Here is a 22,608-nt window from a genome sequence, read left to right on the forward strand (position 1 = left end):
CAACACAATTTTAATTTTTAATTCAAATACATCTCATGACTATAAATCACATCATGACCGTTCCAATAAATATAGCCTTTTTCAATCAACTCTTTGAGTAATAATCGCACATCAGACTGGGGAAACATTTTTTCCAACAAATCTCGTAGCGCATAAATATCTTTCGGTTTGTCTGTTTTTAATTCATTTAACTTTTGAATTACTTCCCATTGCACTGGATCAATTTCTTCAAAATTTTTATTCAAAGAAGTTGTTGTCGAATCTGATTCTTGTTGGCTGTCTAATGCAGAAGCAATCTGTTTGGCATCTGCACTCAGCTTGTCTAAAACAGCATCAATTTGTAAAAATTTAACATCTGAAATAACACTTTTTTGTTCTAAATCAAGTTCAGACCATTGTTTTAATCGTTTTTTTCTAAACCAAACGTGTTCATCTTCTTTCTTAACTATTTTTAGATTAATCAACATACCCAATAAGTGTTGGGCTTTTTCAGGGACGACTTGTAAGCAATTCACAATTGAATTTTTTAGCTTTTCAACCGTATTGGGTTTACCTGTCATTTTCACCACAGCATCACAATATTTTTTAACCAGTTGTAAGGCGGGTTTATTTAAAATCGTTTCAACACTTGGGATCGTATATTTAGAAGCTTTTTCTGAATTTTCTGTTTCGATTTGAATTAAATGGCAACTCAAGTCTGAACTACGCAACATGTCCATTAACATAGAACAACTTGGCATCGCAGAAATCACTTCAATATGTGTATCAGGTTCAAGCAAAGCTAAAAGCTGACCTACCACCACCGCATATTCATATTCTTTTTCAGTGGTTTCAGGTACATCTAAAATGATCACTTGCCCACTGCTAATTAGACTCGCCAGCTCAGTTAAATCATCCAGTGCAAATTCAATTTTTCCTGTGCAATTAAACAGATATAAAGCTGAATAATGCTTCACAACATCCCTTAACATTTTTAATGTTGGCATATTATTTTCAATATCAAGAAGTACAACTTTATTCTGCATGATCAATTTTTAACAACCAGATTAAGAGCCTGCATTACACCGAGCTTTTGCATAAAGGTCAAATCTATTTCAGTGTGTTGCTACTGTTTCAAAGTTTAAAAAATAGGATATAAACGACATTAATAATGCGGTGGACGATTGGTCATTGGATCAAACGCCGCAATCCCTTCTGACAAATCTGCAGATTCCACACGCTGATAAAGCAACTGCATTTGCTTCTTTAAATCTGCAATTTCCAAACTTTGTTGCGCCACTTGATCATTTAATTGTTCAACTAAATCATCTAAAAATGTAATTCGGACTTGCAAATCTTCTATGGGTGCGGACAATGACGCTTGATCATCAAAATTTTTCTGTTTAGTCACTTTTTAGTCCTCACTGTGGGATGTTTAGGAAACATTATGGCCTATATTACTTTAAGGGATGTCCAACTTGCATTTGGTGGACCTGCCCTGCTCGACGGCGCAAACTTCAGTCTGGAACGTGGCGAACGAGTCTGTTTGATTGGGCGTAACGGTGAAGGTAAGTCTACTTTACTTAAACTGATTGAGGGAAGTCTATTACCTGATGCAGGCGAAGTTTCACTACAAAATGGCATCACCATTGCCATGCTAGCGCAAGATGTACCGATGGACTCAGGTAAAGTTGCTGACATTGTGGCTGAGGGTGCAGGCGAAGCGGCTACGGTATTAAAAGCATATCATGAAGCCAGTGATGCGTGTGTACTCGGTGATATGGATGCCTGTGAACGTATGGGCAATCTACAACACAAAATGGATCAGCTTGATGGTTGGTCGCTTGAAACCAAAGTCAACTCGATTTTAAGTAAAATGGGTTTAGACCCTGAAGCAGACTTGGCGGATTTATCTGGTGGGCGTAAGCGTCGTGTGCTGTTGGCTCGTGCGCTACTGACCCAGCCTGATGTGTTGTTACTCGACGAACCAACCAACCACTTGGACGTTGAAAGTATTGAATGGTTAGAAAAATTCTTACTTGATCAAAATAATTTAACATTGCTTTTCATTTCGCATGACCGTTCATTCGTAGACAATATCGCAACCCGTATTGTTGAGCTAGATCGTGGCATTTTGCGTAGTTACGAAGGGAACTATTCACGTTATTTAGACCTTAAAGCACAGCAAATGGAAGCTGAAGAAAAGCAAAATGCGTTGTTTGATAAGAAACTGGCTGAAGAAGAGGTTTGGATTCGCCAAGGCATCAAAGCCCGTCGTACACGTAATGAAGGACGTGTGCGTGCTTTAAAAGCCTTACGTGAAGAATCTAAGGCTCGTCGTTCTCAACAAGGCAAAGTCAGCATGGCAACCCAAGACGCACAGCGTTCTGGGAAAATGGTGTTTGAAATTGAACATTTACGTGTTGAATATGATGGCTATCCGATCATCAAAGATTTCTCTACTTTAGTATTGCGTGGTGATCGTATCGGTTTAGTTGGTGACAACGGTGTAGGTAAAACTACACTGATCAAAGCCATTTTAGGGGAGATTGAACACGGTGGTTCGGTGAAAACAGGTACACAACTTGAAATTGCCTACTTTGACCAACTCCGCAACGCTTTAGACCTTGAAAAATCAGTGAAAGATAACGTTTCAGAAGGTTCTGACCATGTTGATGTCAATGGTTCACGCCGTCATATCTATAGCTATTTACAAGACTTTTTATTCTCCCCTGAACGTGCTCGTACGCCTGTGAAAGCACTATCAGGTGGCGAGCGTAACCGTATTTTACTGGCTAAACTATTACTTAAACCATCAAATCTGATCGTGATGGATGAGCCAACCAATGACTTGGACATGGTGACACTTGAGCTATTAGAAGAAATGTTGGGCGGTTATAAAGGTACATTGTTGCTGATTTCACATGACCGTGCCTTTATGGACAATGTCGTGACATCTACATGGGTATTTGATGGTAAAGGCAACATTGATGAATACATCGGTGGCTACCAAGATTATCTAGAACAACGCCCTGATCAAACTGTAGTCGATCAAAAAAGTGCCGTGAAAAAAGCCGCAGCAAAAGCTGAAGCTGCTGCACAAACTGCTCAGCCGAAAAAAGTCAAACTGAGCTATAAAGACCAACGTGCCTTAGAGCAACTTCCTGCAGAAATGGACGCTTTGGAAAAAGAACAAGCTGAAATTAATGAGTTACTTGCAGATGGCTCTCTATTTGTTTCCGATGCTGACAAAGCCATGAAACTCTCAAATCGTTTGACTGAAATCGATGATTTGTTATTGGAAAAATTAGAACGTTGGGAAGAACTTGAGGAAATGAGTAAAGGTTAATGCTACTTTTGCCTTAAATAACAACTCCGCATGTGTGTGGAGTTGTTATTTCTGCATACGCCAAAATCTTGCAGTTGGATTTAGTAACCATAACGACATTTTTCTTAAAAGATGATCAAAAAATGCTTGCTGTAAAACCCAACAACTCAAAATAGATAAGATAATACAAATCAAAATTTCCAAAAAAATATGAAAATCAACTTGGTAATAACGTGCAATCCACATCACCACAAAACCATGCAACAGATATACAGGCAAGGTATAGATTCCTAATTTTTGCCATTTCCCTTGAAAAAATTGCGTTACTGACAATAAAGCCACAATACCGAAACTGGATAAGATCAAAACGAATATTCGTATGAATATTCCATCAAAAACAGTAACTTTTAATTGTGAATAACTCAAACTTCCGTACAACCAGTATGGATTGATGTGTGTAAAATATACAAAAGCTGCCAAGCCCATTAAACCCATTAAACCCATTAAACCCATTAAACCATAATATTTTGCAGTAGCTTGTTGTTGGATTTTTTCAAGCACACTTTTGCCATAAATCACCCCAAAGATAAAAAATGGGAAAAATACAAAAATTCGTCCACTAGAATATAAATAGTTATTCCAAGGGCTTAATCCTATAAAAACAGCCATAAGCAAGGAAAATATAAAAGCAAAGCCATTGGATACTTTTAATAAGAAATGCGTAAGGCATGTCCATGCCATCATTGCGAACAGATACCAAAATACCCAATAAGGTTTGATAAATACATTCCAATTCCAGTGTATTTGCCCTGACCAAAAGCCATCATAAACCGCAAATAAAAATTGAAATGGAATATAAAGCGAGAGGAAAAATAAAGTATTTTTCAGCCAATTTTTATCTTTATATAAAATGCCTGACACAAAAATAAAAGCAGGCATATGAATCAAATAAATCGTTCCAAGCAAAGTATGGCTAATCGGATCACGCCATCCAATCATGCGTTCTAAAAAATGTCCAAAGACCACCAAAAAGATCAGTATCGCCTTATGGGTATCAAGAAAATGGTTGCGCATAATGGCGTATAAACCAGAAAATTTTAGAAATTATATACCTAAAATTTGCACATCAGAGGTATCAATTTGCGCTAAGCGTTGTCGATAAATCTTAAAATTTTCCACATCAAAACAAACAAAATGAACTTCCTGTACATGCTGTGCATTTTTCATAAAGTCCACTGTGGTTGTGATTGCAATATCTGCTGCTTCAAACTTTGGAAAACGATAGACACCTGTAGAAATATTTGGAAAAGCGATACTTTGTAAATGTTTTTGCTCGGCAAGCTTCAAACTATTGATATAAGCGTTTTGTAATAATTGATTTTCCTCATGCTGCCCATCTTGCCAGGTTGGACCTACAGTATGAATGACATAATGACTTGGCAGTAACCCTGCGGTTGTCATAACCGCCTCTCCAACAGCACAACCTCCTTGTTGTGCTCGGATTTGCTGACATTCATCTAAAACCTCACTCCCACCTTTACGATGAATCGCACCATCTACCCCACCACCCCCAAGTAGAGAAGTGTTGGCAGCATTGACAATCGCATCTACTTTTTGAATGGTGATATCACCCTGAATTAATCGAATACTTTTCATTAAACTTAAGCCATATCATCCTGAGCATTGTTTCTGGGATTATAGAACAATGCTTTACGCCTTTAAATTTAGTTCATGTTAAACTTCAGCCATCTAAACAATTGCAATCTCTCACATTCATATGAGTAAAAAGCATCATTACAAATCTGGAAAATTTTATTGGGCATTTTTATTGCCACAATATTGGGGAATATGGATTGCAATTGTATTTCTCATGTTGCTTGCCATTTTACCTTGGGCAATCCAACATCGTTTAGCAACCTTCTTAGGTAATCTTGCTTTTAAATATCTGAAATCACGCCGTAAAACCACTGTTCGCAATCTTGAGGTTTGCTTTCCTGAATGGACAGTCGAACAAGTGCAAGAAAATGCTCGTCTTGTCTTTGTCGATATGATGCTTGGTGTATTTGAAACTTTAAATGCGTGGTATTCACCCCAATGGTTTAAAGATCGAGTGAGCATTGAAGGCTTACAGCACATCCAAACTGCACAAGCAGAAGGTAAAGGTGTTTTGCTTTTAGGCACACATAGCACCTTACTTGATGCAGGGGGATATTTGTGTGCACAATACTTTGAGCCTGATGTGGTCTATCGCCCACAAAATAATCCTTTACTAGACATGCTCATTTATCGTTGTCGTGCGACAATCTATAAAGCACAGATTGATCATGATGATATGCGTGGTCTGATTCGCCACCTTAAGGAAGGCGATGCGATTTGGTATAGTCCTGACCAAGATTTTGGCTTAAAACAAGGCGTGATGGCGCCTTTTTTTGGTATCCCTGCGGCGACCGTAACAGCACATCGCCGATTATTAAAAATCTCTAAAGCTGTGGCAGTTCCCCTGTATTTTTATCGACATGGTGACATTAAAAATCCGCAATATCGTGTGTTAATCGAACCTGCTGTAGAGAATTTACCCAGTGCGGATGAACTTGATGATGCAATTCGAGTCAATAAAATTATTGAAAATCAATTACGCATCGCACCTACGCAATATATGTGGTTTCACCGCCGCTTTAAAACTCGCCCTGAAGGTTATGAAAAAATTTATTAAGGTTTTTCAATATCTTCACTTTGAATTATTTTACTCATCTTATAAATATCACCACTAAAAGGAAAACGTATGAAAGTAATGCAACTGCTTCCCGAGCTCAATAGTGGTGGTGTTGAGCGTGGTACTTTAGAAATTGCCAGAGCCTTAGTTGCCGATGGTCATGAATCATTGGTGGTTTCAAATGGTGGGCGTTTAGTTCCTGAACTAGAAGCAGAAGGCACGACTCATTTAACCTTGCCCATTCATAAAAAAGCTGTGTCGAGCTTATGGCAAATTCGCCCATTACGAAAACTGATCGAACAACATCAACCTGATATTGTGCATGTTCGTTCTCGTGTACCTGCATGGTTAACTCATTTTGCACTTAAAGGCATTACTGTAGAAAAACGTCCACATTTGATCAGTACCGTACATGGCTTTTATTCGATTAATCGTTACAGTGCCATCATGACGCAAGCGGAAAAAGTCATTGCTGTTTCAAATAGCGTGGTGAAATATATTACTGATCACTATAAAAACTGCCCACCTGAGGATATTGTACGGATTTATCGCGGAATTGATCCTGCGGCTTTTCCGCATGGTTATCAGCCATCTGCACAGTGGTTTCAACACACTTTTCAAGATTTCCCCCAATTGGAAAATAAGTTTTTAATCTGCCTACCAGGGCGTATTACTCGTCTGAAAGGGCATGAAACACTGATTGAATTGATGGAACAATTGCATACCCAATATCCCAATGTGCATGCAGTCGTGGTGGGTGGCGCAGACCCGAAAAAAGCAGCCTATTTGGATGAGCTAGAAAATACCATTCAAAGCAAAAACCTACGTGATCAGATCACCTTTGTAGGGCATCGTTCCGATATTCGAGAATGGTTGGCGTTTTCTGATGTGGTTTTGTCATTGTCTAATCAAGCCGAAACCTTTGGTCGCACCGCACTAGAAGCACTGTCTGTCGGAACGCCTGTGATTGGTTGGGACAGAGGTGGCGTCGCTGAAATTTTAGCAAATGTCTACCCACAAGGTAAAATTGCGGTAGATGACAAAGTGACTCTTTTGAATGCTGTAAAATTACATATTGATACACCACAGCAGGTTGCACCTGTAACACAGTTCAGTCTAAAAGATATGTGTGATCAAACGATACAATTGTATCAACAAGTTTTAAATCAATAAGTAGCTTTAACACCTCGTTATTTTAGCTAAATTGATTAGCTAAAAAATGCCTTCATGGATAGAAAGGCATTTTAAATACCACTCAAAATATAAGGTGATTATAAAGCTTCATCGCCTGCAACTTCGATTTTGCCATTTTCAACTTCTTGTAAAAATTGTGCATAATCGGCAGCATTACGTTCAGCATATTTAAAAGCATATTCTTGCAGCACTTTGACACTTTGCTTACCTTCACCCAAATATCCTAGTACTACATCTGCATTGCCTGCTTTGGCATGTGCATGTGCCAAAGCCAAACCACAACTGTCTGCATATTCATATAAATACACATCATCCATATCTTCAAGATCAATCGAGATTTTCATATCACGCAACTGACGTACATAGAACTGCTGATGTTCTTTGCTATATGAGGCAAAACCTAAGAAAATATCATTTGCAGCTTGCATCAACTGTTGTCCAGAGATCACACGCTCACCCTCATGCTTGATTTTCTCAGGAAATAATGGCATTAAAATTGAAGGATTAGCTTCTTTCATCTGTAAAATCAAAGGCTCACGATCTGCATCTTCAAATAATGCAATCGCTGCACGCGTGCCTACACTGCCCACCCCAACCACTTTTAAAGCCACATCCGTACAACGATAACGGTCAAACAAAACTTGGCGATCTGATTTAAGCGAGTCTCGATAACGCCTAAAAAATTCCTTAGAATTTTTGGCAAATACTTCTCCTTCTTCAGGATGGCGTAGTAAAGGAGGTTCATCAATAAAACAACGATGTCCTGTTTCAACATCATAATCGGTAAGTTTAGGTAATACCGATGCTGAGGTACGGCGATGTGCTGAAGCCAAATGCTTTTCACGTTTTTTTCTAATTTTTTGATCTTCAGTATGCTGCAAAAGCACTGCAGCATCAATTTTTTCGTACCATGTTTGTAATGGTGATAATGTTCTAAAATGTTGTAGATGCTGACGATACGCATTTATCATGACTTCGATGGCTTTTAATCCAACACGATCTCCTAACTCGATTTCACATGCAGCAATCATAAAACTGGTTGCAAGACGCTTTAAATCCCATTCAAAAGGTGCGACTAAGGTTTCATCAAAATCATTGAGACCAAATAGTAGATTCCGCTCAGGACTAGCAAATCCACCAAAGTTAAGTAAATGACAATCTCCACAAATCTATTGCATCAGACCTGAATGACTTTTTTCCCATGCCAGATCATATAACATCAGTGAAGGCATACCACGAAAGTAAGCAAATGGAGAAACACTCATCCTTTTAGCACGAACAGGCTTTAATAAATCAACACGACCTTGATTACTCCAATGATAGACCGTGAGCGCATCCACGCCTTTTGGACGTTCAGACAACTGACTCAGTTCTGAGCGTGGCGTAATTTTGCGTTGTGCTTTTCCCAATTCAAAACCTTGATCTTGGTCAAGTAACTTGCCGTGATATTGGTGCGTTGTGAGCTCTAAACTGTATTCAGTCCAAAGTTGTTTGGGTAATTCTAAAAAAATTTTCTTTTGCATCACAAGAAATTTCTAATTTATTTTGATGCGAAATCATAGCATTGACACTGCAAATCACATATTCCATTTTATCTTATTTTTTGCAAAATAGTTTGCCAGTGATCTTTTTTAACTTACGCCTTAAAAACTTTAAAACGTGCCATTAACCAAATCAAAAGTGGCCAAAAACAGGTGTTTACAATATCGTGTAGACTTGCATCCACTCACCAATAACCATGATTAATCCAATCATCTCGTGCATCCAGAAGCTCACACCCGATTGCTACTCCAATGACAGCTAATAACGCCCAAACAGATTTAAGTTGCCGTTTATGTAGAAATGCCACAATGAAAAAAACCAATAGCCCTGCATAAATATGCAAAGCGTCACGAGCCAAATCCGTAAAATTGACAATATAGATTTTAAATTCTTGAAATTTCGATAAATACATCACAGTTGTTTATTGGTTAGACTTTCAAATAAGCATAACCCGAGTTCTGCTTCCTGCAAAACTCGGGTATATGAGGTTGTGCTTTCAAGGGGCATTCTTGTTATTATGTTTGGTGATCCATTCCAACATCATCTCCATGATGGTTTTCCATCGGCTTCGTCTTCCTTATGGGACTTTTCCTTTCCCGACTCCATGTGCCGATAATGTTATAATAAAACCAACACCGTTACTTGCCTATCCGCTAAGCGCCTAAATTGACGTAAGCTTATGCTTACAAAACTCTCGAAGATACACATAACTTACAGTGCTATTTATAATCTTGCGCGATTTCATCTGTGACAATTTTTTCTTCCCGTTCCGCTTTTTCAATCCCCTCTTGAATCGCCTGCTGTGCTTCATCTTCATCTGCATCAGTTTGTTCTAATTCTTCTTGGATATTTTCAAATACTCGTCCTGTTTGTAAAGTGACATAGACTGGGAAATGGTCCGAGCCGACATGCGGTAAACGTTGCATCTGCACTAAGGCAAAATCTGTACTATGAAAAATATGATCTAATGACCATCTGAGTAACTTATAGTCAGCATGAAAAGTGTTGACATATTTTCGACCTACTCGTGGATCAAGCAAGCCACTGATCCGCTGAAATAAACGTGTTGTTCTCGACCATGCCACATCATTTAGATCGCCCATCACGATGCAACTTTCGTCCAAATCTTTAATCTGATCCCCCACAATCAATAGCTCTGCATCACGTAAAACAGAGTCTTTGGCTTCAGTGGGGCTCGGTGGCTTAGGATGTAAACAATATAGCTGTACAGGCTGTCCCGAAGGCAAAATCACTGTGGTATGAATAGAGGGAATTTCATCACTGAGAATAAATTTAACCTCTGTATCAACCAACTTTAATTTACTATAGAGATGCATACCATACAGATTATCTAAAGGTACAGGGACACGATATGGATAATCTTTTTCGATAACAGACAACTCATTTTGCCAAGTTTGGTCTGTTTCTAAGGTCAGTACAATATCTGGCTGATACTTTTGAATTTGTTCAATCAGTAGATGATATTGATCATTTGGGGTTAAGACATTGGAAACAATCAAAGAAATTTGACGATCAGGATCAAGTTGCTCCTTACGCACGTGTGCAACTTGCTTTTTCCAAATAAACGTATAAGGCAAAACCATTTTTAATTGATATGCTAATGCAGCAATCAATAAAAATAGGATTACTTCTCTTTTTAAATCCCATTCTCCCTGCCAAAATATCAACAAGAAAAATGCAATTATGCCCAACACTAAAATTTGCAGGCGGGGAAAATCTGCTCCTCGAAACCACCATTCATCACGTGGAATCAACGACCAGAAGCTTAGCCAAATCACCAGACCTGCTAGAATTTCAATCCAAATCATCATTCAAACTCTTATATTCTTAATTTTTTATCGATTCATAAATTTATATCAGTTTTGCATGTAACATAAACAAGATATATTGCACAATATTGTTGGTGTTTTGATTGTGTAGCTATTGCAGTTACACCGCCTTTTGATACACTCGAATCCCCCTATTAATTTTTTTACGCACCGAGGCGAAGTGACATGAAAGTAGGTCTGGTCGGTTGGCGCGGGATGGTTGGTTCCGTCCTTATGCAACGTATGGTTGAAGAGAATGATTTTGCTCATTTTGAGCCATTCTATTTCTCTACCAGTAATGCAGGTGGTGAAGCACCTGCTTTTGGTGGTAAGACTGCCCCAGCACTTATGGATGCGTCAGACATTAATAGTCTGAAGCAAATGGATGTCATTATTACCTGTCAAGGTGGCGATTATACCTCTGAAGTTTTTCCAAAGCTCAAAGCTGAAAATTGGAATGGTTACTGGATCGATGCAGCATCTACTTTACGTATGGATGATGAAGCAATCATCGTACTTGACCCAGTGAACATGAATGTCATTAAAGATGGTTTAGCAAAAGGCACAAAAACTTTTGTTGGCGGTAACTGTACTGTTTCGTTGATGCTCATGAGTATGGGTTCATTATTCCAAGCTAACTTAGTGGAATGGATGACTGCCATGACCTATCAAGCGGCATCTGGTGCAGGCGCACAAAACATGCGTGAATTGATCAATGGCATGGGTTATTTATATAACAACACCAAAGATTTATTGGATGATCCTCGTTCGCCGATTTTAGATATCGACTCTAAAATTGCACAATTACAACGTGGCGAAGGTTTCCCTTCTGCAAACTTTGGTGTGCCTTTAGCGGGTTCACTCATTCCATATATCGACAAGCAACTTGAAAGTGGTCAGTCGAAAGAGGAATGGAAAGGTCAAGTTGAAACCAACAAGATCTTGGGCAATGCGCAAATTGTTCCAATCGATGGTCACTGTGTGCGTATTGGTGCAATGCGTTGTCATTCACAAGCCTTGACTTTGAAACTGAAAAAAGATGTACCGCTTGATGAAATCGAAGATATGATTCGTCAGTCAAATCAATGGACAAAAGTGGTTCCAAATACCCGTGAAGCATCAATGACAGATTTAACACCTGTCGCAGTAACAGGTACTTTAACTGTTCCAGTGGGACGTTTACGTAAACTGAATATGGGTAAAGAGTATCTGGGCGCATTCACTGTCGGTGACCAATTACTTTGGGGCGCTGCTGAACCTTTACGTCGTATGCTCCGTATCCTAATTGAGTATAAAAATGCTTAATTTTTGAAAAAATTAGTCAAATAATCGAAAGCCGAACTATAAAGTTCGGCTTTTTTATGTAACTATACTGTTAAAAATCTATTTGGGGATATAACTAAGCAAATTCGTGCTTGGTTAACTGACGACAATTTCATTAGAGCAATGAAAGCGATGACCGTATATAACAAACTAAAAATTGCCATATTAGCTATTATTGCATCACAATCTGTATCTGCACTCCAACTTGATCCGATTCAAATCCAATCGGGTTCAGGAGATTTGCTTTATGCAGAGATGAAATTTAGCAATTCTAATCCAAACGAAAAAATTGATGTCAATTTGGCTACAACTGAAGATATGATCAATCTTCGCGCATCACATCAAGCACCCGGTCATTTAAACTTTTTTACGCGCCGTTCAAGCGATGGTAGTGGCGTGATTGTCATTACTTCAACTCGACCAATCATTGAACCTGAATTAAATATTCTTTTAAAAATTCAGGAAGGTAGTGCCACCCATATTCAGCAGGTTAAAGCCAATTTAACACGTACAAAATCAGCAGCTACACCTATGGCGATGCCAAGCAATGAAAAATCATTAACACCTCAAGTCATTGTGAGTGAAAAAGATCTTGCTTTAAATTTACCAGAAAGTACGTTAATTAAATCTGCCTCTACAGAGAACAATGCTACAAAAACAACTACAGTAACGACAACATCACCCAGCAGTACAGTGACACCACTTGCAATTTCAACAGTACCACTTCCGATATTAAATACATCACCTAATACTACAGCAGTAAATACAAATACCACTACAACCATTCAAAATACGCCAATAACAGCAAAAGAAAATACAGCTTCACCATCTACTCAAATTACTCAAACAGTAAATACAAATCATGCCCGTGAAGATGCTGATGCAACACGTGCTGCATTTTTAAAGCAACATTCTGCTATAACACCTAAAGCAGAAATAGCGCAACAAAAATCAGAACAAAAACTTCAACCAGAACCAGCTACAGGACAAAATCAAAATAAACAAAATTCAAATGCAACACAGCAAGCAAAAGCAGCTGTGGCATCAAAAGAAATATATAAAGTGCAAGCAAATGAATCTTTATGGTCTATTGCAAGCAAAATCGCAGCGAAGACCAAACGAAGTGTTCCTGAGGTCATGCGAGAATTACAAGCCAATAATCCTCAAGCTTTTATACAAGGTGACCCAAACCGCCTGCGTCAAGGTATTGCCTTAAATTTGGCACAGCCAATGCCGAATGCACAACAAAAGTTTAAGCCAGCGCCACCGACTACACAGCAAGCGCCATCTGGTAAAACTAGATATCGTTTAAATCAGGCAGAAATGAGCATTGTTGTAGATCAAAAATCATCGCAAACGTCATCTACTACACACACAAATCGCTTAGATAAGACAACTTCAGCAGAATTATCTACAAAAGTTATGACAGCACGTGAAAAAACAGTTAAATTACAAAATGACGTGACGCAACTGAATTCAGCTCTAAATGAAAAGAACAATCGTATTCAATTGCTCAATGCTCGACTTGCTCAAATTCAGCACCAATTGCAACAGCAAGCTCAAGCAAAAAAAACTAAGTAATTCACGTATTTTTTTAAATTAAGGTTCATTGGATGCAATGAAGGGGTAGAAAACATGTTGTTGTATATCATTCCTTTTATTTTATTGTTAGTGGTTGCTATCGTGCTCAAAAAACGAGAAGCAAGTCAACAAGACAATAACGCTAATAAAAAAGTTAGCAACAAAAAATCAGCGAAAAAAAATGTCGCTAAAACTGCCCGCACAAGTCAACGTCAACAGACTCAAGTGGTTGAAGAACCTGTTGCAATCCAAGAAACTGTTATAGAAGTCAATAAAGACTTAAAGCAAAAAATTGAAACGTTAATCAAAGAAAAAAATTATTCTGCGGCTGAAGCACAGATTAATCTGGCACTCAATCAAGATAATCGTCAGCATGGTTTATATTTATCTTTACTTGATATCCATTTAGCGCAAAAAGATGAGTTTGCAGTCAATCAATTATTGCAATATTTACGCAGTCTTGGTTTACACGATATTGTAAAGCAAGCTGAAGAGAAAAAAGCTGAATTTGCTAAACAAGAAATTGAGGTTATTGAATTTAAAACTGCTGTTGAAACAGAAATACCAACAACTCCCCCAGTTGAACAAAACCCTGTTTCATCTGAGGCTTTCGATGTATTGATTGATCACAGACCAAAGACAAATAATAGTTTTGATTTATTGCAAGATGAATACACTTCAACGAAAAAAACTGAAACACAAGAAAGTTTAAAAACAAATGAGCTAGCGCCACAGTCAGTTGATTTAGAGTTTTCTTCAAGCACCTCAACTGAAGCACCTGTTACACCAGTGCAAGAAATATCTACTGCAGAACCAGCAGTGTTAGAGTTCAACTTAGCTGAACCCAAGCAAGAACCTGAAACACCACAATCCCATGAAGCTTTGGATTTTAGTTTTGGTTTGGATACAACAGCACCCACTAGTCCAGCAGCGCAAGAGAATGTTAGCTCAGCACAGCTAGATAACACTGCTCCGCTTGAGTTCAGTTTTGATGCTGTAGCACCAGTAACCGAACCTATCGCAGACGAACCTCATACAACAGAAACACTTACTGAATTTAAACTCGACCTTGAAGCGCCAGTTATTCCTACTGTACCAGAACCATCAATTTCCGAAACAAATACAACAGCACCTTCTGTTGACTTTAAATTAGACAGTCCTACTCTAGATCCTCAACCAAGTTTTAGTTTTGACCTGAGTGAACCACAGACTCAAGACTTAGCATTTGAAAGTCAAACCGATACGCCTATTGTTTCTGAATCAACATCTGCTGATCCTTTAGCACAAGCATTTCCAGCATTATTAACGACCAATGAAATTACGCTAAACTTAGAGCTTGCAGAGCAATATATTGAACTTGGTGCTTATGATGCAGCACGCCAGCTTTTAGCACAAAATCAAGAAAGCTATTCAGCCGAGCAAAAACAACACTCTGAAAATTTACTCAATCGCATAGCTTCTTAAATTTTTTCCTTTTAAGATAAAAGCAGCCATTCTTGGCTGCTTTTTTATGGTGAACCAGAAAATTATGATCAAAAAAATTGCATTAATTTATACAGGTGGAACTTTTGGTTGTATTGGCGAACCTTTAAGCCCCATGCCTGAAAATGAGTTTATTCCTCAGCTCAAACATGTATTACCTGCCCATCTACACATCGAATGTTTTAAAGCACCTGCCATTTTAGACAGTAGCGCATGTACTGCACAAGACTGGCTCAAACTCATACAACAAATTCAAAGTTTACAACAACAAGCTTTTCAATATTTTGTGGTGATTCATGGGACGGATACTCTGAGCTATGCAGCTGCAGTCTTATCGCGCTTTTTAGCCCACTCTTGTCACCTAATACTTACAGGGAGTCAATATCCACTTCTTACTGTGCAAGGCGATAATACCCGTGAATTTACCGATGCGATTGATAATCTCAATACAGCGCTCGACAATGTCACAAAAGTTCCAATGGGGGTGTATTTAGCATTTTATCATCAGGTTTTTCATGCAAATAGCGTTTTAAAAGTGCATAGCACAGCCTTAGACGCTTTTCGTGGCAAAAAAGTACAATTAGATCAGGATAATCGCTTAAACGCTAAAAGTGAGGTGTATAGTATTTCTATTGCTGATATTGAAAAAGCGCAACAACTAAATATTCTCAATTGGATGGTCTTACCGATTGAACAACAACAATTGGAAAATAATCTCAGCGCACTGCTACACAAAGCACCACACTTTCTCATTTTACAAGCGTATGGTGTTGGAAATTTATCCGTAAATCATAATGTTATTGAATATTTTAAAACTTTAAAAGAACAGGATTGTAGCGTAATTTTAAGTACTCAAGTCCCCTTCGGCGCTTTAGATCAACGCTATGCTGTCAGCCAGTGGATACAAAATGCCAATATTTTATGCAGTGATGCACACAGCCAAGCTGATCTTTATGCCAAAATCTTAAAAATTTATTTACAATACCCAAGCTCCGCACAACGGCATGAGCATTGGTACGATCATTTAGACAATCAACCTGAATAGGGATAATTATGCAACGCTTTGCAATTGGGATTGAGTTTTGTGGCATTCGATATAAAGGTTGGCAAACTCAGCAGGCTGGCGTACGCAGTATTCAAGAAACTATGGAAAAAGTGCTCAGCACCATTGCCGATGAACCCATCATTTTGCATGGTGCAGGACGTACTGATGCAGGTGTACATGCAACCAATATGGTGGCACATTTCGATACCAATGCCATTCGTCCGATACGAGGCTGGCTAATGGGTGCAAACAGCCAACTGCCCAAAGACATTTCCATCCAGTGGATCAAGGAAATGGATCAAGAGTTTCATGCCCGCTTTAAAGCCAAAGCACGTCGTTATCGCTATGTCGTGTATCAATCCTCAAGCCGTCCTGCCCTACTCTATAAACAGGTTACCCATGCATTTTATCCACTGGATGTTGATAAAATGATTGAAGCTGCCAAAAAATTTGAAGGTACACATAATTTTGAAAGTTTCCGTGCAGCAGCCTGTCAATCCAACCAGCCTGTTCGTCATGTAAAACATTGTCGCTTAATTCGACATGGTAATTATTTAGTCCTTGATATTCAGGCAGATGGTTTTTTACATCACATGGTACGCAACATCATGGGCTGTTTATTGGAAATTGGGCAAGGCATGTATGAGATTGAGCATATTGATGCAATATTTGCAGCTGAAGACCGTAAAGCTGCGGGTATTACTGCGCCACCCGATGGCTTATATTTTATTCACGCAGATTATCCTGAACAATTTGAATTACCTAAAATGTCCTTAGGACCGCATTGGCTCAATATGCCAGAGTAATATTCAATCTACCCATTCACTACTTATATCTAGGTTTTGAAGAATAAAGTTCACTCATCGACTTCCATTCTCCTTACCAAAATTTCCACCATTTTCTATCTCTTATAATTGACTCAATTGATTCTTTTAAATCATTTTTATCGTCTTCACTAAGATGTGGAGGCGCAAGTTTTGCTTGTATTTCAACTAAGCTTTGATCTAGCCATAACTCATACCAGTCTAAAAAGCTTAATTTTTCACTATTTCCCAATTGTTGTGAAGGATAAATCCCGCCATCATTAGCACGATCATCCGTCCAAATATAACCGTACTCAGCACCATTCACCACCAAGTTTAAACTCACACCACAACCATAGTTACAGATAGCAATACAGCCATCCATTTGATGTGCATGAAATGCATAATATTGTTCTTCATAGTTTTCGTCATCTTCATCACAAGTTGCAATAAATAAGGCATTCCATGCATTTTGATGCTGAAAAGGAAAATTTGGATGCAGCAATAATTGCGGATTTGGATCGTCTAAATCCACAAATAATGCCTGCTCAAAAGGTTCTAAACCTAAAAATGGACCTGCACCACCATTGCCGATATGCGTAAAAAATGCCACATAATCTTTAGGCAAAGTCACCTGATAGTCTTGTTCAAAAGCCTGAATCACCTCAACAGACAGAGGAGGATTGAGGTGATATTGATGCTGTTGGGCACCAAACAATTGTAAATGAATATCTAAATTTTTTAGTTGTTCAAGCTTGGCTGTTATTCTTTGCAATTGCTGATTCACTTTTTATCCTTTGTTATTTTCACATTATTTATAATAAAAAAGCTTCGTATGCTGACATCCGAAGCTTTTAAAGAGTGACTCTAATATTCAACTCAACGTTGTTTACGTTTTCGATATTCCACAGGAGTTTCATTGGTCCAACGTTTAAACGCACGATAGAAAGTACTTGGCTCAGAAAAACCTGTTAAATAGACAATGCGTTCCACGCTCTCATTGGTATTTGCCAGAAGTTTTTTCGCTAAACGACAGCGATAATCTGAAAGAATTTGCTGGAAGCTAGTATTTGCCTCAGACAACTGAGTACGTAAACGGCGTGGGGTAATATGTAGCTGTGCTGCTACCGTTTCTAAAGTCGTTTCACCACTTTCTAAAGTTGAACCAATAGCACGGCGCACTTCACCGACCAGATCATAGCGTGCTAACTCTTGTAATTTTTCAATGGCAAGCTGCTCATGTAACTGTAATAACTCAGGTTCAGCTTGCCACAGTGGATAATCTAGAATAGTCGCATCAAAATATAGGCGTGTTTCTTTTTGCCCTAAACTCACAGGACATTCATACACCCTTAAATATTCATCGTCCGATGCACCTTCATTAAAGTTAAAGTCAATGTAAATCGGTTCAAAGCGCCCCTCTGTAATAAACTTAAAGAAACGTAAGATGCCCGAAATCGCACATTCAGAAAAATGACGATTCACAATGCTATCCGCAAAAGGTTGTTCACCATTGGTTAAATAACAACGTCCGTCACTTTCAACTACCAATTTGGCATGAAAAGCATCACTAATCAGACGTTGATATGCCAAGGCACGTTTTAAACCCTCACCAAAATTTTCACTTGAAACAAACAAGTGCTCTATTACCTGACCACGATAGAGTGGTAAGTGTTCACCAAGATGTAATCCAATGTCTGGATCCTTACTTACCTCTTCAGCGGCAATCCAAAAAGCATATTGCGCACTTAAGGGGGTACGGGCATTTTGATCAATTTGATTTAATGCTACACCCGCTTTAGATAATAGTTCTTCGGTTGGCAATCCCGCACGACGAATCGCTTGATAGCCTAATCGCAAAACAACCGAAGCATCAGTTAGCTGACTCACGCAGTGCCCTTCCTTGTATCTTATTCAATTTATAATTAAATCATGTGATTTAGATTACAGTCGATTGACCAAACTGACAACCTGTATAAGCAACTTTTTGTTGAAAAAATTTATTTCTTTGTTTGACTATTTTGCCTAAATTTGCTTCGCAAGCGACTTGCATTGACTTGTTTTTTTCTAAAATTTTGCCTATAATTTGCGCCTTTCCAATTTGATCATCAGGTAGGCTATGGCCAATAAAGAGGAACTTATCGAGTTCGAAGGCGTTGTCACCGAAACGCTTCCTAATACTATGTTCCGTGTACGTTTAGAAAACGGTCACGAAGTGATTGCTCACATTTCTGGTAAAATGCGTAAACATTATATTCGTATCTTAACAGGCGACAGTGTGAAAGTAGAAATGACACCTTATGACTTAACTAAAGGTCGTATCACATATCGTGCACGCTAAGTTTTAGCAAGCAAAAAGCCACCTATGTGGCTTTTTTCATGTGCTATTCTAGCTTAATTCAGCGCGCTACTTTTACAACCAACAGTATCACATTCACGAATACGCTCTCTTAACCAAGCGTTACGTTCTTGTGTCTGCTCTAGATTGCAATTTACAAAAACTGTACGTTCTGCTTCGTCAGAACATTGTGCATCACGTTGTTTAATCCAGGAGACTTGTGAACGCTTCAAAATTGTTTTCTGATTTGTGGTGAGTTTAGTTCGAAGAAGCTGATAGTTTTTATTGAGTTCAGCATCTGCACTCGCATAAATTTTATTACTACAATAAATATCGTCATACGCATTACGTGCATTATCACAATTATCTGCAAACGCAAAACTTGATATCAGCATGACGCTTAACGCTGCCCAAATTTTTTTCATCTTTGTTTCCTTTTTATCCTATTTCACTTTTTTGTTCTTAACGACCAATTATCTGACTTAGCAATCAAACAACATTTAGTTATAGAAATATTTACTACACTCTACATGAATGTCAATACAAATAATGTGCCGAAAACATGGAGTATAAAATGCAAAAGATTATATTATTATCAAGCGTTGCTGTTATTTCTTTTGGGTTACTTGGCTGTCAAACTGATCTCAATCGTCCTTATGATTTGAATGCCTATTTACATAATTTTCTCGGTCAATCTAGCCAAAGTATTCAAGACAACTTAAATTTCAAAAAATTAGGCTATCAGAGTAGCGCACCACAGGTCAGTGATGATCAATTGATTTATATTGTTTATCGACCTTTAAATATTCCTATTCCACAAGGCAATCTTGGTCAAGGTACAGTGCGAGCAGGTGCAAGTAGTTATGATATTAATTTTCAATGTAAAATTATTTTCCAGCTCACTCAGGGGATTGCAAAAGCAGTAAATTATTCAGGACGAGCGTGTTAAAACCATCTCAATCATACAAAAAACGCAGCCTAAGCTGCGTTTAACATCATCAAATCTTTTAGATTAAGCAAGCGCAGCAACCACTGCATCTCCCATTTCAATCGTACCCACTTTGGTCATACCTTCAGACATAATATCACCTGTGCGTAAACCTTGATCTAGTACTTTACCCACTGCATCTTCAATTGCTTTAGCAGCCGCTTCTTCACGGAAAGTATAGCGAAGCATCATCGCCACAGAAAGAATCGTTGCCAGCGGATTGGCAATGTTTTGACCTGCGATATCAGGGGCTGAACCATGACATGGCTCATACATGCCTTTACCATTTTCATCCAAAGATGCCGATGGCAACATACCAATTGAACCTGTCAACATAGCAGCTTCATCAGACAAAATATCACCGAACAAGTTACCTGTCACGATTACGTCAAACTGCTTCGGTGCACGAACCAATTGCATTGCGGCATTGTCGACATACATGTGTGAAAGATTAATGTTTGGATATTGTTCTTCTTTCAATGCTGTGACGGTTTGCTTCCAAAGTTCAGTCACTTCAAGGACATTGGCTTTATCCACTGAACAAACTTTGCCGCCACGTAGATTTGCCATTTCAAAAGCAACTTTGGCGATACGTTTGATCTCAGACTCCGCATACACATCCGTGTTGTAGCCTTGTTTTTCACCATTTTCAAGTTCACGAATCCCACGTGGTTGACCAAAGTAAATCCCACCTGTAAGCTCACGTACAATCAGAATGTCTAAACCTGAAACCACTTCTGGTTTTAAGCTTGATGCATCAGCAAGTTGTGGATAAAGAATCGCAGGACGCAAGTTTGCAAATAAATTCAATTCACTACGAATTTTTAATAAACCACGCTCTGGACGAATAGAACGTTCAATATTATCCCATTTCGGACCACCAACTGCACCCAGTAAAATTGCATCTGCTTTTTTTGCTTGCTCAGCAGTCACCGCTGGGTAAGGTTCACCATGGGCATCTATCGCTGAACCACCAAGCAAACCATGTTCCCACGTTAAACCTAAATTAAATTTGTCATTGACATTGCTTAATACTTTTTCAGCCGCAGCAACAATTTCAGGACCAATCCCATCACCTGCCAAGATCAAAATTTGTTTAGACATTTGTATTTCCATTTTCATTGTTGACAGTTAACCTGCCAATTACGTTTAAATTTTTTGTTCAATATATTCGCTTAAGCCCGTCTCTACGTTATAGGGACGACAAAAACGACGTATGGTGCGCTTCTCTTGCAACAAGTCGACACATAATGGTGAAGGTGCTGAAACATTCAACAAGCTCCCTGCGTTTTCAGAGCGTTTGCGATACATTTTAAAAGTATATTGCTGATTGGCTTTAAAACGATGAATGACATGAAAAACTTCAGCATGTTGTTGAGAAATCGGATAAAAACGAATCACCATTTCATACTGGCTAGCAGGTATAGTGAGATAGAGTGACTGATTTTTAGGATCATGATTTGCAAGCTTAAAATAACCTTTTTTAAGCACGTCTGGATAAATACGATGGGTGCTTTCATCAATTAAATTAATATTGGTTAATCGACTAAATTCACAACGTTCCGCACCAGAGCAATAAACAACAACATTATTGAGTGGATCATGATATTTTTTTTCGGCTTTCTTTACACGTGCAAAGTCTGATGTTTGACACGCACTCAGTAAAATACCCAATACACCGATCAAAATGCGATAATTAAAGACCTTCATCATTATTTTGGTCCAACCCTATCATCTAAAACATACATATTGTTATGTTTTACATGTTAGCAAGAGTTAGACCTTCACGCTATATATTCTGCAATTAAGCCTGTATTTCAGCAAAAACCCACGGACGAGCAGCTTTGGTTTTCTCTTCATAGGCTTTGATATCATCACTCGCTTGTAAAGTTAAACCGATATCATCTAAACCATTTAACAAACAGTGTTTACGAAATGGATCAACGTCAAACTTAAATGCTTCGCCACTGGGAGTACGTACTTCTTGCGCTTCCAAATCGATCGTTAACTGATAGCCTTCATTTGCAAAGCATTCTTTAAATAATTGATCAACAATCTCTTCAGACAAGATTACAGGTAACATGCCATTTTTAAAGCTGTTATTGAAAAAAATATCTGCATAACTTGGTGCAATCACGGTACGGAAGCCATATTCTTCCAATGCCCATGGCGCATGTTCACGACTTGAACCACACCCAAAGTTAGCACGTGAAATCAAGATTGAAGCCCCTTGATAGCGTGGCTGATTCAATGCAAAATCAGGATTTTTAGGACGCTTAGAATTGTCTTGACCTAAAAAGCCTTCATCTAAATAACGCAATTCATCAAATAAATTGTCACCAAAACCGGTACGTTTGATGGACTTCAAAAATTGTTTTGGAATAATTAAGTCGGTATCGACATTGGCACGGTCTAATGGTGCAACGATACCTTGTTCAACGGTATATTTTTTCATGTCTTTTG

The 22,608-nt window shown here is 38.5% G+C and carries 22 protein-coding genes and 1 pseudogene; 10 read left to right on the forward strand and 13 right to left on the reverse strand.

Annotated elements, in window-relative coordinates; translation table 11 throughout:
- Nucleotides 1-17 precede the first annotated feature (17 nt).
- Both DJ533_RS16645 and DJ533_RS16650 read right to left on the reverse strand, forming a co-directional pair.
- Nucleotides 18-1,025: a hypothetical protein gene (locus DJ533_RS16645; protein ID WP_065993420.1), complete on the reverse strand. Its 1,008-nt coding sequence runs from the start codon at nt 1,023-1,025 to the stop codon at nt 18-20.
- A 119-nt stretch (nt 1,026-1,144) separates the two neighbouring features.
- Nucleotides 1,145-1,390: a SlyX family protein gene (locus DJ533_RS16650; protein ID WP_065993419.1), complete on the reverse strand. Its 246-nt coding sequence runs from the start codon at nt 1,388-1,390 to the stop codon at nt 1,145-1,147.
- 36 nt (nt 1,391-1,426) lie between these two features.
- Here DJ533_RS16650 and DJ533_RS16655 point away from each other — a divergent pair, with 36 nt between their 5' ends.
- A complete protein-coding gene (locus tag DJ533_RS16655; protein ID WP_065993418.1) occupies nt 1,427-3,328 on the forward strand; it encodes an ATP-binding cassette domain-containing protein in 1,902 nt (633 codons plus the stop codon).
- Nucleotides 3,329-3,373: 45 nt separating this feature from the next.
- Here the strand turns inward: DJ533_RS16655 and DJ533_RS16660 are convergent, their stop codons facing one another.
- Together DJ533_RS16660 and DJ533_RS16665 are read right to left on the reverse strand one after the other, a co-directional pair.
- Nucleotides 3,374-4,381 (reverse strand): acyltransferase family protein, encoded by a 1,008-nt coding sequence (locus DJ533_RS16660; RefSeq protein ID WP_065993417.1) that lies wholly within the window; start codon nt 4,379-4,381, stop codon nt 3,374-3,376.
- Between the two features lie 30 nt (nt 4,382-4,411).
- Complete coding sequence (locus DJ533_RS16665) at nt 4,412-4,963, reverse strand: O-acetyl-ADP-ribose deacetylase (RefSeq protein ID WP_065993416.1); 552 nt, start codon at nt 4,961-4,963, stop codon at nt 4,412-4,414.
- A gap of 121 nt (nt 4,964-5,084) precedes the next feature.
- Here DJ533_RS16665 and DJ533_RS16670 point away from each other — a divergent pair, with 121 nt between their 5' ends.
- Nucleotides 5,085-6,020, forward strand: a complete 936-nt coding sequence (locus tag DJ533_RS16670; protein ID WP_065993415.1) for an LpxL/LpxP family acyltransferase — start codon at nt 5,085-5,087, stop codon at nt 6,018-6,020.
- Between the two features lie 69 nt (nt 6,021-6,089).
- Nucleotides 6,090-7,193, forward strand: coding sequence for a glycosyltransferase family 4 protein (locus tag DJ533_RS16675; RefSeq protein ID WP_065993414.1), 1,104 nt, complete (start codon nt 6,090-6,092; stop codon nt 7,191-7,193).
- A gap of 98 nt (nt 7,194-7,291) precedes the next feature.
- Here the strand turns inward: DJ533_RS16675 and DJ533_RS16680 are convergent.
- The 3 genes and pseudogenes from DJ533_RS16680 to DJ533_RS16690 all read right to left on the reverse strand — a co-directional run bounded on the left by DJ533_RS16680 (nt 7,292) and on the right by DJ533_RS16690 (nt 10,585).
- Nucleotides 7,292-8,737, reverse strand: a pseudogene (locus DJ533_RS16680) (DUF2252 domain-containing protein).
- Between the two features lie 203 nt (nt 8,738-8,940).
- Nucleotides 8,941-9,168 (reverse strand): hypothetical protein, encoded by a 228-nt coding sequence (locus DJ533_RS16685; protein ID WP_228716495.1) that lies wholly within the window; start codon nt 9,166-9,168, stop codon nt 8,941-8,943.
- A gap of 307 nt (nt 9,169-9,475) precedes the next feature.
- The gene (locus DJ533_RS16690; protein ID WP_065993554.1) at nt 9,476-10,585 is read right to left on the reverse strand and encodes an endonuclease/exonuclease/phosphatase family protein; all 1,110 of its coding nucleotides are present in this window, start codon (nt 10,583-10,585) and stop codon (nt 9,476-9,478) included.
- A 186-nt stretch (nt 10,586-10,771) separates the two neighbouring features.
- On the opposite strand from DJ533_RS16690, the gene asd reads away from it, so the two are divergent.
- The 5 genes from asd to truA all read left to right on the forward strand — a co-directional run bounded on the left by asd (nt 10,772) and on the right by truA (nt 16,822).
- Nucleotides 10,772-11,890, forward strand: coding sequence for an aspartate-semialdehyde dehydrogenase (gene asd / locus DJ533_RS16695; RefSeq protein ID WP_065993413.1), 1,119 nt, complete (start codon nt 10,772-10,774; stop codon nt 11,888-11,890).
- Between the two features lie 150 nt (nt 11,891-12,040).
- Nucleotides 12,041-13,489: a type IV pilus assembly protein FimV gene (locus DJ533_RS16700; protein ID WP_065993553.1), complete on the forward strand. Its 1,449-nt coding sequence runs from the start codon at nt 12,041-12,043 to the stop codon at nt 13,487-13,489.
- A gap of 54 nt (nt 13,490-13,543) precedes the next feature.
- Complete coding sequence (locus DJ533_RS16705; RefSeq protein ID WP_065993412.1) at nt 13,544-14,953, forward strand: hypothetical protein; 1,410 nt, start codon at nt 13,544-13,546, stop codon at nt 14,951-14,953.
- Between the two features lie 64 nt (nt 14,954-15,017).
- Nucleotides 15,018-16,016 (forward strand): asparaginase domain-containing protein, encoded by a 999-nt coding sequence (locus DJ533_RS16710; protein WP_065993552.1) that lies wholly within the window; start codon nt 15,018-15,020, stop codon nt 16,014-16,016.
- Between the two features lie 8 nt (nt 16,017-16,024).
- The gene (truA, locus tag DJ533_RS16715) at nt 16,025-16,822 is read left to right on the forward strand and encodes a tRNA pseudouridine(38-40) synthase TruA (RefSeq protein ID WP_065993411.1); all 798 of its coding nucleotides are present in this window, start codon (nt 16,025-16,027) and stop codon (nt 16,820-16,822) included.
- Between the two features lie 73 nt (nt 16,823-16,895).
- Here truA and DJ533_RS16720 read toward each other — a convergent pair whose 3' ends face one another.
- Together DJ533_RS16720 and DJ533_RS16725 are read right to left on the reverse strand one after the other, a co-directional pair.
- Nucleotides 16,896-17,606 (reverse strand): SMI1/KNR4 family protein, encoded by a 711-nt coding sequence (locus DJ533_RS16720; RefSeq protein WP_065993410.1) that lies wholly within the window; start codon nt 17,604-17,606, stop codon nt 16,896-16,898.
- Nucleotides 17,607-17,698: 92 nt separating this feature from the next.
- Nucleotides 17,699-18,709 carry an AraC family transcriptional regulator gene (locus DJ533_RS16725; protein WP_065993409.1) on the reverse strand — a complete coding sequence of 337 codons (1,011 nt, stop codon included), beginning with the start codon at nt 18,707-18,709 and terminating at the stop codon, nt 17,699-17,701.
- A gap of 229 nt (nt 18,710-18,938) precedes the next feature.
- On the opposite strand from DJ533_RS16725, the gene infA reads away from it, so the two are divergent.
- Entirely contained in the window at nt 18,939-19,160 is a 222-nt protein-coding gene (gene infA / locus DJ533_RS16730; RefSeq protein WP_001284370.1) for a translation initiation factor IF-1, read from the forward strand.
- A gap of 53 nt (nt 19,161-19,213) precedes the next feature.
- Here the strand turns inward: infA and DJ533_RS16735 are convergent, their stop codons facing one another.
- Nucleotides 19,214-19,582 (reverse strand): lysozyme inhibitor LprI family protein, encoded by a 369-nt coding sequence (locus DJ533_RS16735; RefSeq protein WP_065993408.1) that lies wholly within the window; start codon nt 19,580-19,582, stop codon nt 19,214-19,216.
- A 149-nt stretch (nt 19,583-19,731) separates the two neighbouring features.
- Between DJ533_RS16735 and DJ533_RS16740 the strand changes: the two genes are divergently transcribed.
- Complete coding sequence (locus DJ533_RS16740) at nt 19,732-20,106, forward strand: hypothetical protein (protein ID WP_065993407.1); 375 nt, start codon at nt 19,732-19,734, stop codon at nt 20,104-20,106.
- A 63-nt stretch (nt 20,107-20,169) separates the two neighbouring features.
- Here the strand turns inward: DJ533_RS16740 and leuB are convergent, their stop codons facing one another.
- From leuB to leuD, 3 genes are all read right to left on the reverse strand, one after another.
- On the reverse strand, nt 20,170-21,249 hold the full coding sequence (gene leuB / locus DJ533_RS16745; protein WP_065993406.1) for a 3-isopropylmalate dehydrogenase: 1,080 nt from the start codon (nt 21,247-21,249) through the stop codon (nt 20,170-20,172).
- A 45-nt stretch (nt 21,250-21,294) separates the two neighbouring features.
- Nucleotides 21,295-21,858, reverse strand: coding sequence for a hypothetical protein (locus tag DJ533_RS16750; RefSeq protein WP_065993405.1), 564 nt, complete (start codon nt 21,856-21,858; stop codon nt 21,295-21,297).
- 91 nt (nt 21,859-21,949) lie between these two features.
- Nucleotides 21,950-22,600, reverse strand: a complete 651-nt coding sequence (leuD, locus tag DJ533_RS16755; protein WP_065993404.1) for a 3-isopropylmalate dehydratase small subunit — start codon at nt 22,598-22,600, stop codon at nt 21,950-21,952.
- Nucleotides 22,601-22,608 lie beyond the last annotated feature (8 nt).

The sequence above is a fragment of the Acinetobacter defluvii genome (genome assembly GCF_001704615.3).
Classification (GTDB): Bacteria; Pseudomonadota; Gammaproteobacteria; order Pseudomonadales; family Moraxellaceae; genus Acinetobacter; species Acinetobacter defluvii.

Coding starts and splice junctions, on each gene's coding strand:
- DJ533_RS16645 (WP_065993420.1), bottom strand. CDS start 1,025: ATGCAGAATAAAGTTGTACTTCTTGATATTGAAAATAATATGCCAACA.
- DJ533_RS16655 (WP_065993418.1), top strand. CDS start 1,427: ATGGCCTATATTACTTTAAGGGATGTCCAACTTGCATTTGGTGGACCT.
- DJ533_RS16660 (WP_065993417.1), bottom strand. CDS start 4,381: ATGCGCAACCATTTTCTTGATACCCATAAGGCGATACTGATCTTTTTG.
- DJ533_RS16665 (WP_065993416.1), bottom strand. CDS start 4,963: ATGAAAAGTATTCGATTAATTCAGGGTGATATCACCATTCAAAAAGTA.
- DJ533_RS16670 (WP_065993415.1), top strand. CDS start 5,085: ATGAGTAAAAAGCATCATTACAAATCTGGAAAATTTTATTGGGCATTT.
- DJ533_RS16675 (WP_065993414.1), top strand. CDS start 6,090: ATGAAAGTAATGCAACTGCTTCCCGAGCTCAATAGTGGTGGTGTTGAG.
- DJ533_RS16685 (WP_228716495.1), bottom strand. CDS start 9,168: ATGTATTTATCGAAATTTCAAGAATTTAAAATCTATATTGTCAATTTT.
- DJ533_RS16690 (WP_065993554.1), bottom strand. CDS start 10,585: ATGATTTGGATTGAAATTCTAGCAGGTCTGGTGATTTGGCTAAGCTTC.
- asd (WP_065993413.1), top strand. CDS start 10,772: ATGAAAGTAGGTCTGGTCGGTTGGCGCGGGATGGTTGGTTCCGTCCTT.
- DJ533_RS16700 (WP_065993553.1), top strand. CDS start 12,041: ATGACCGTATATAACAAACTAAAAATTGCCATATTAGCTATTATTGCA.
- DJ533_RS16705 (WP_065993412.1), top strand. CDS start 13,544: ATGTTGTTGTATATCATTCCTTTTATTTTATTGTTAGTGGTTGCTATC.
- DJ533_RS16710 (WP_065993552.1), top strand. CDS start 15,018: ATGATCAAAAAAATTGCATTAATTTATACAGGTGGAACTTTTGGTTGT.
- truA (WP_065993411.1), top strand. CDS start 16,025: ATGCAACGCTTTGCAATTGGGATTGAGTTTTGTGGCATTCGATATAAA.
- infA (WP_001284370.1), top strand. CDS start 18,939: ATGGCCAATAAAGAGGAACTTATCGAGTTCGAAGGCGTTGTCACCGAA.
- DJ533_RS16735 (WP_065993408.1), bottom strand. CDS start 19,582: ATGAAAAAAATTTGGGCAGCGTTAAGCGTCATGCTGATATCAAGTTTT.
- DJ533_RS16740 (WP_065993407.1), top strand. CDS start 19,732: ATGCAAAAGATTATATTATTATCAAGCGTTGCTGTTATTTCTTTTGGG.
- leuB (WP_065993406.1), bottom strand. CDS start 21,249: ATGTCTAAACAAATTTTGATCTTGGCAGGTGATGGGATTGGTCCTGAA.
- DJ533_RS16750 (WP_065993405.1), bottom strand. CDS start 21,858: ATGATGAAGGTCTTTAATTATCGCATTTTGATCGGTGTATTGGGTATT.
- leuD (WP_065993404.1), bottom strand. CDS start 22,600: ATGAAAAAATATACCGTTGAACAAGGTATCGTTGCACCATTAGACCGT.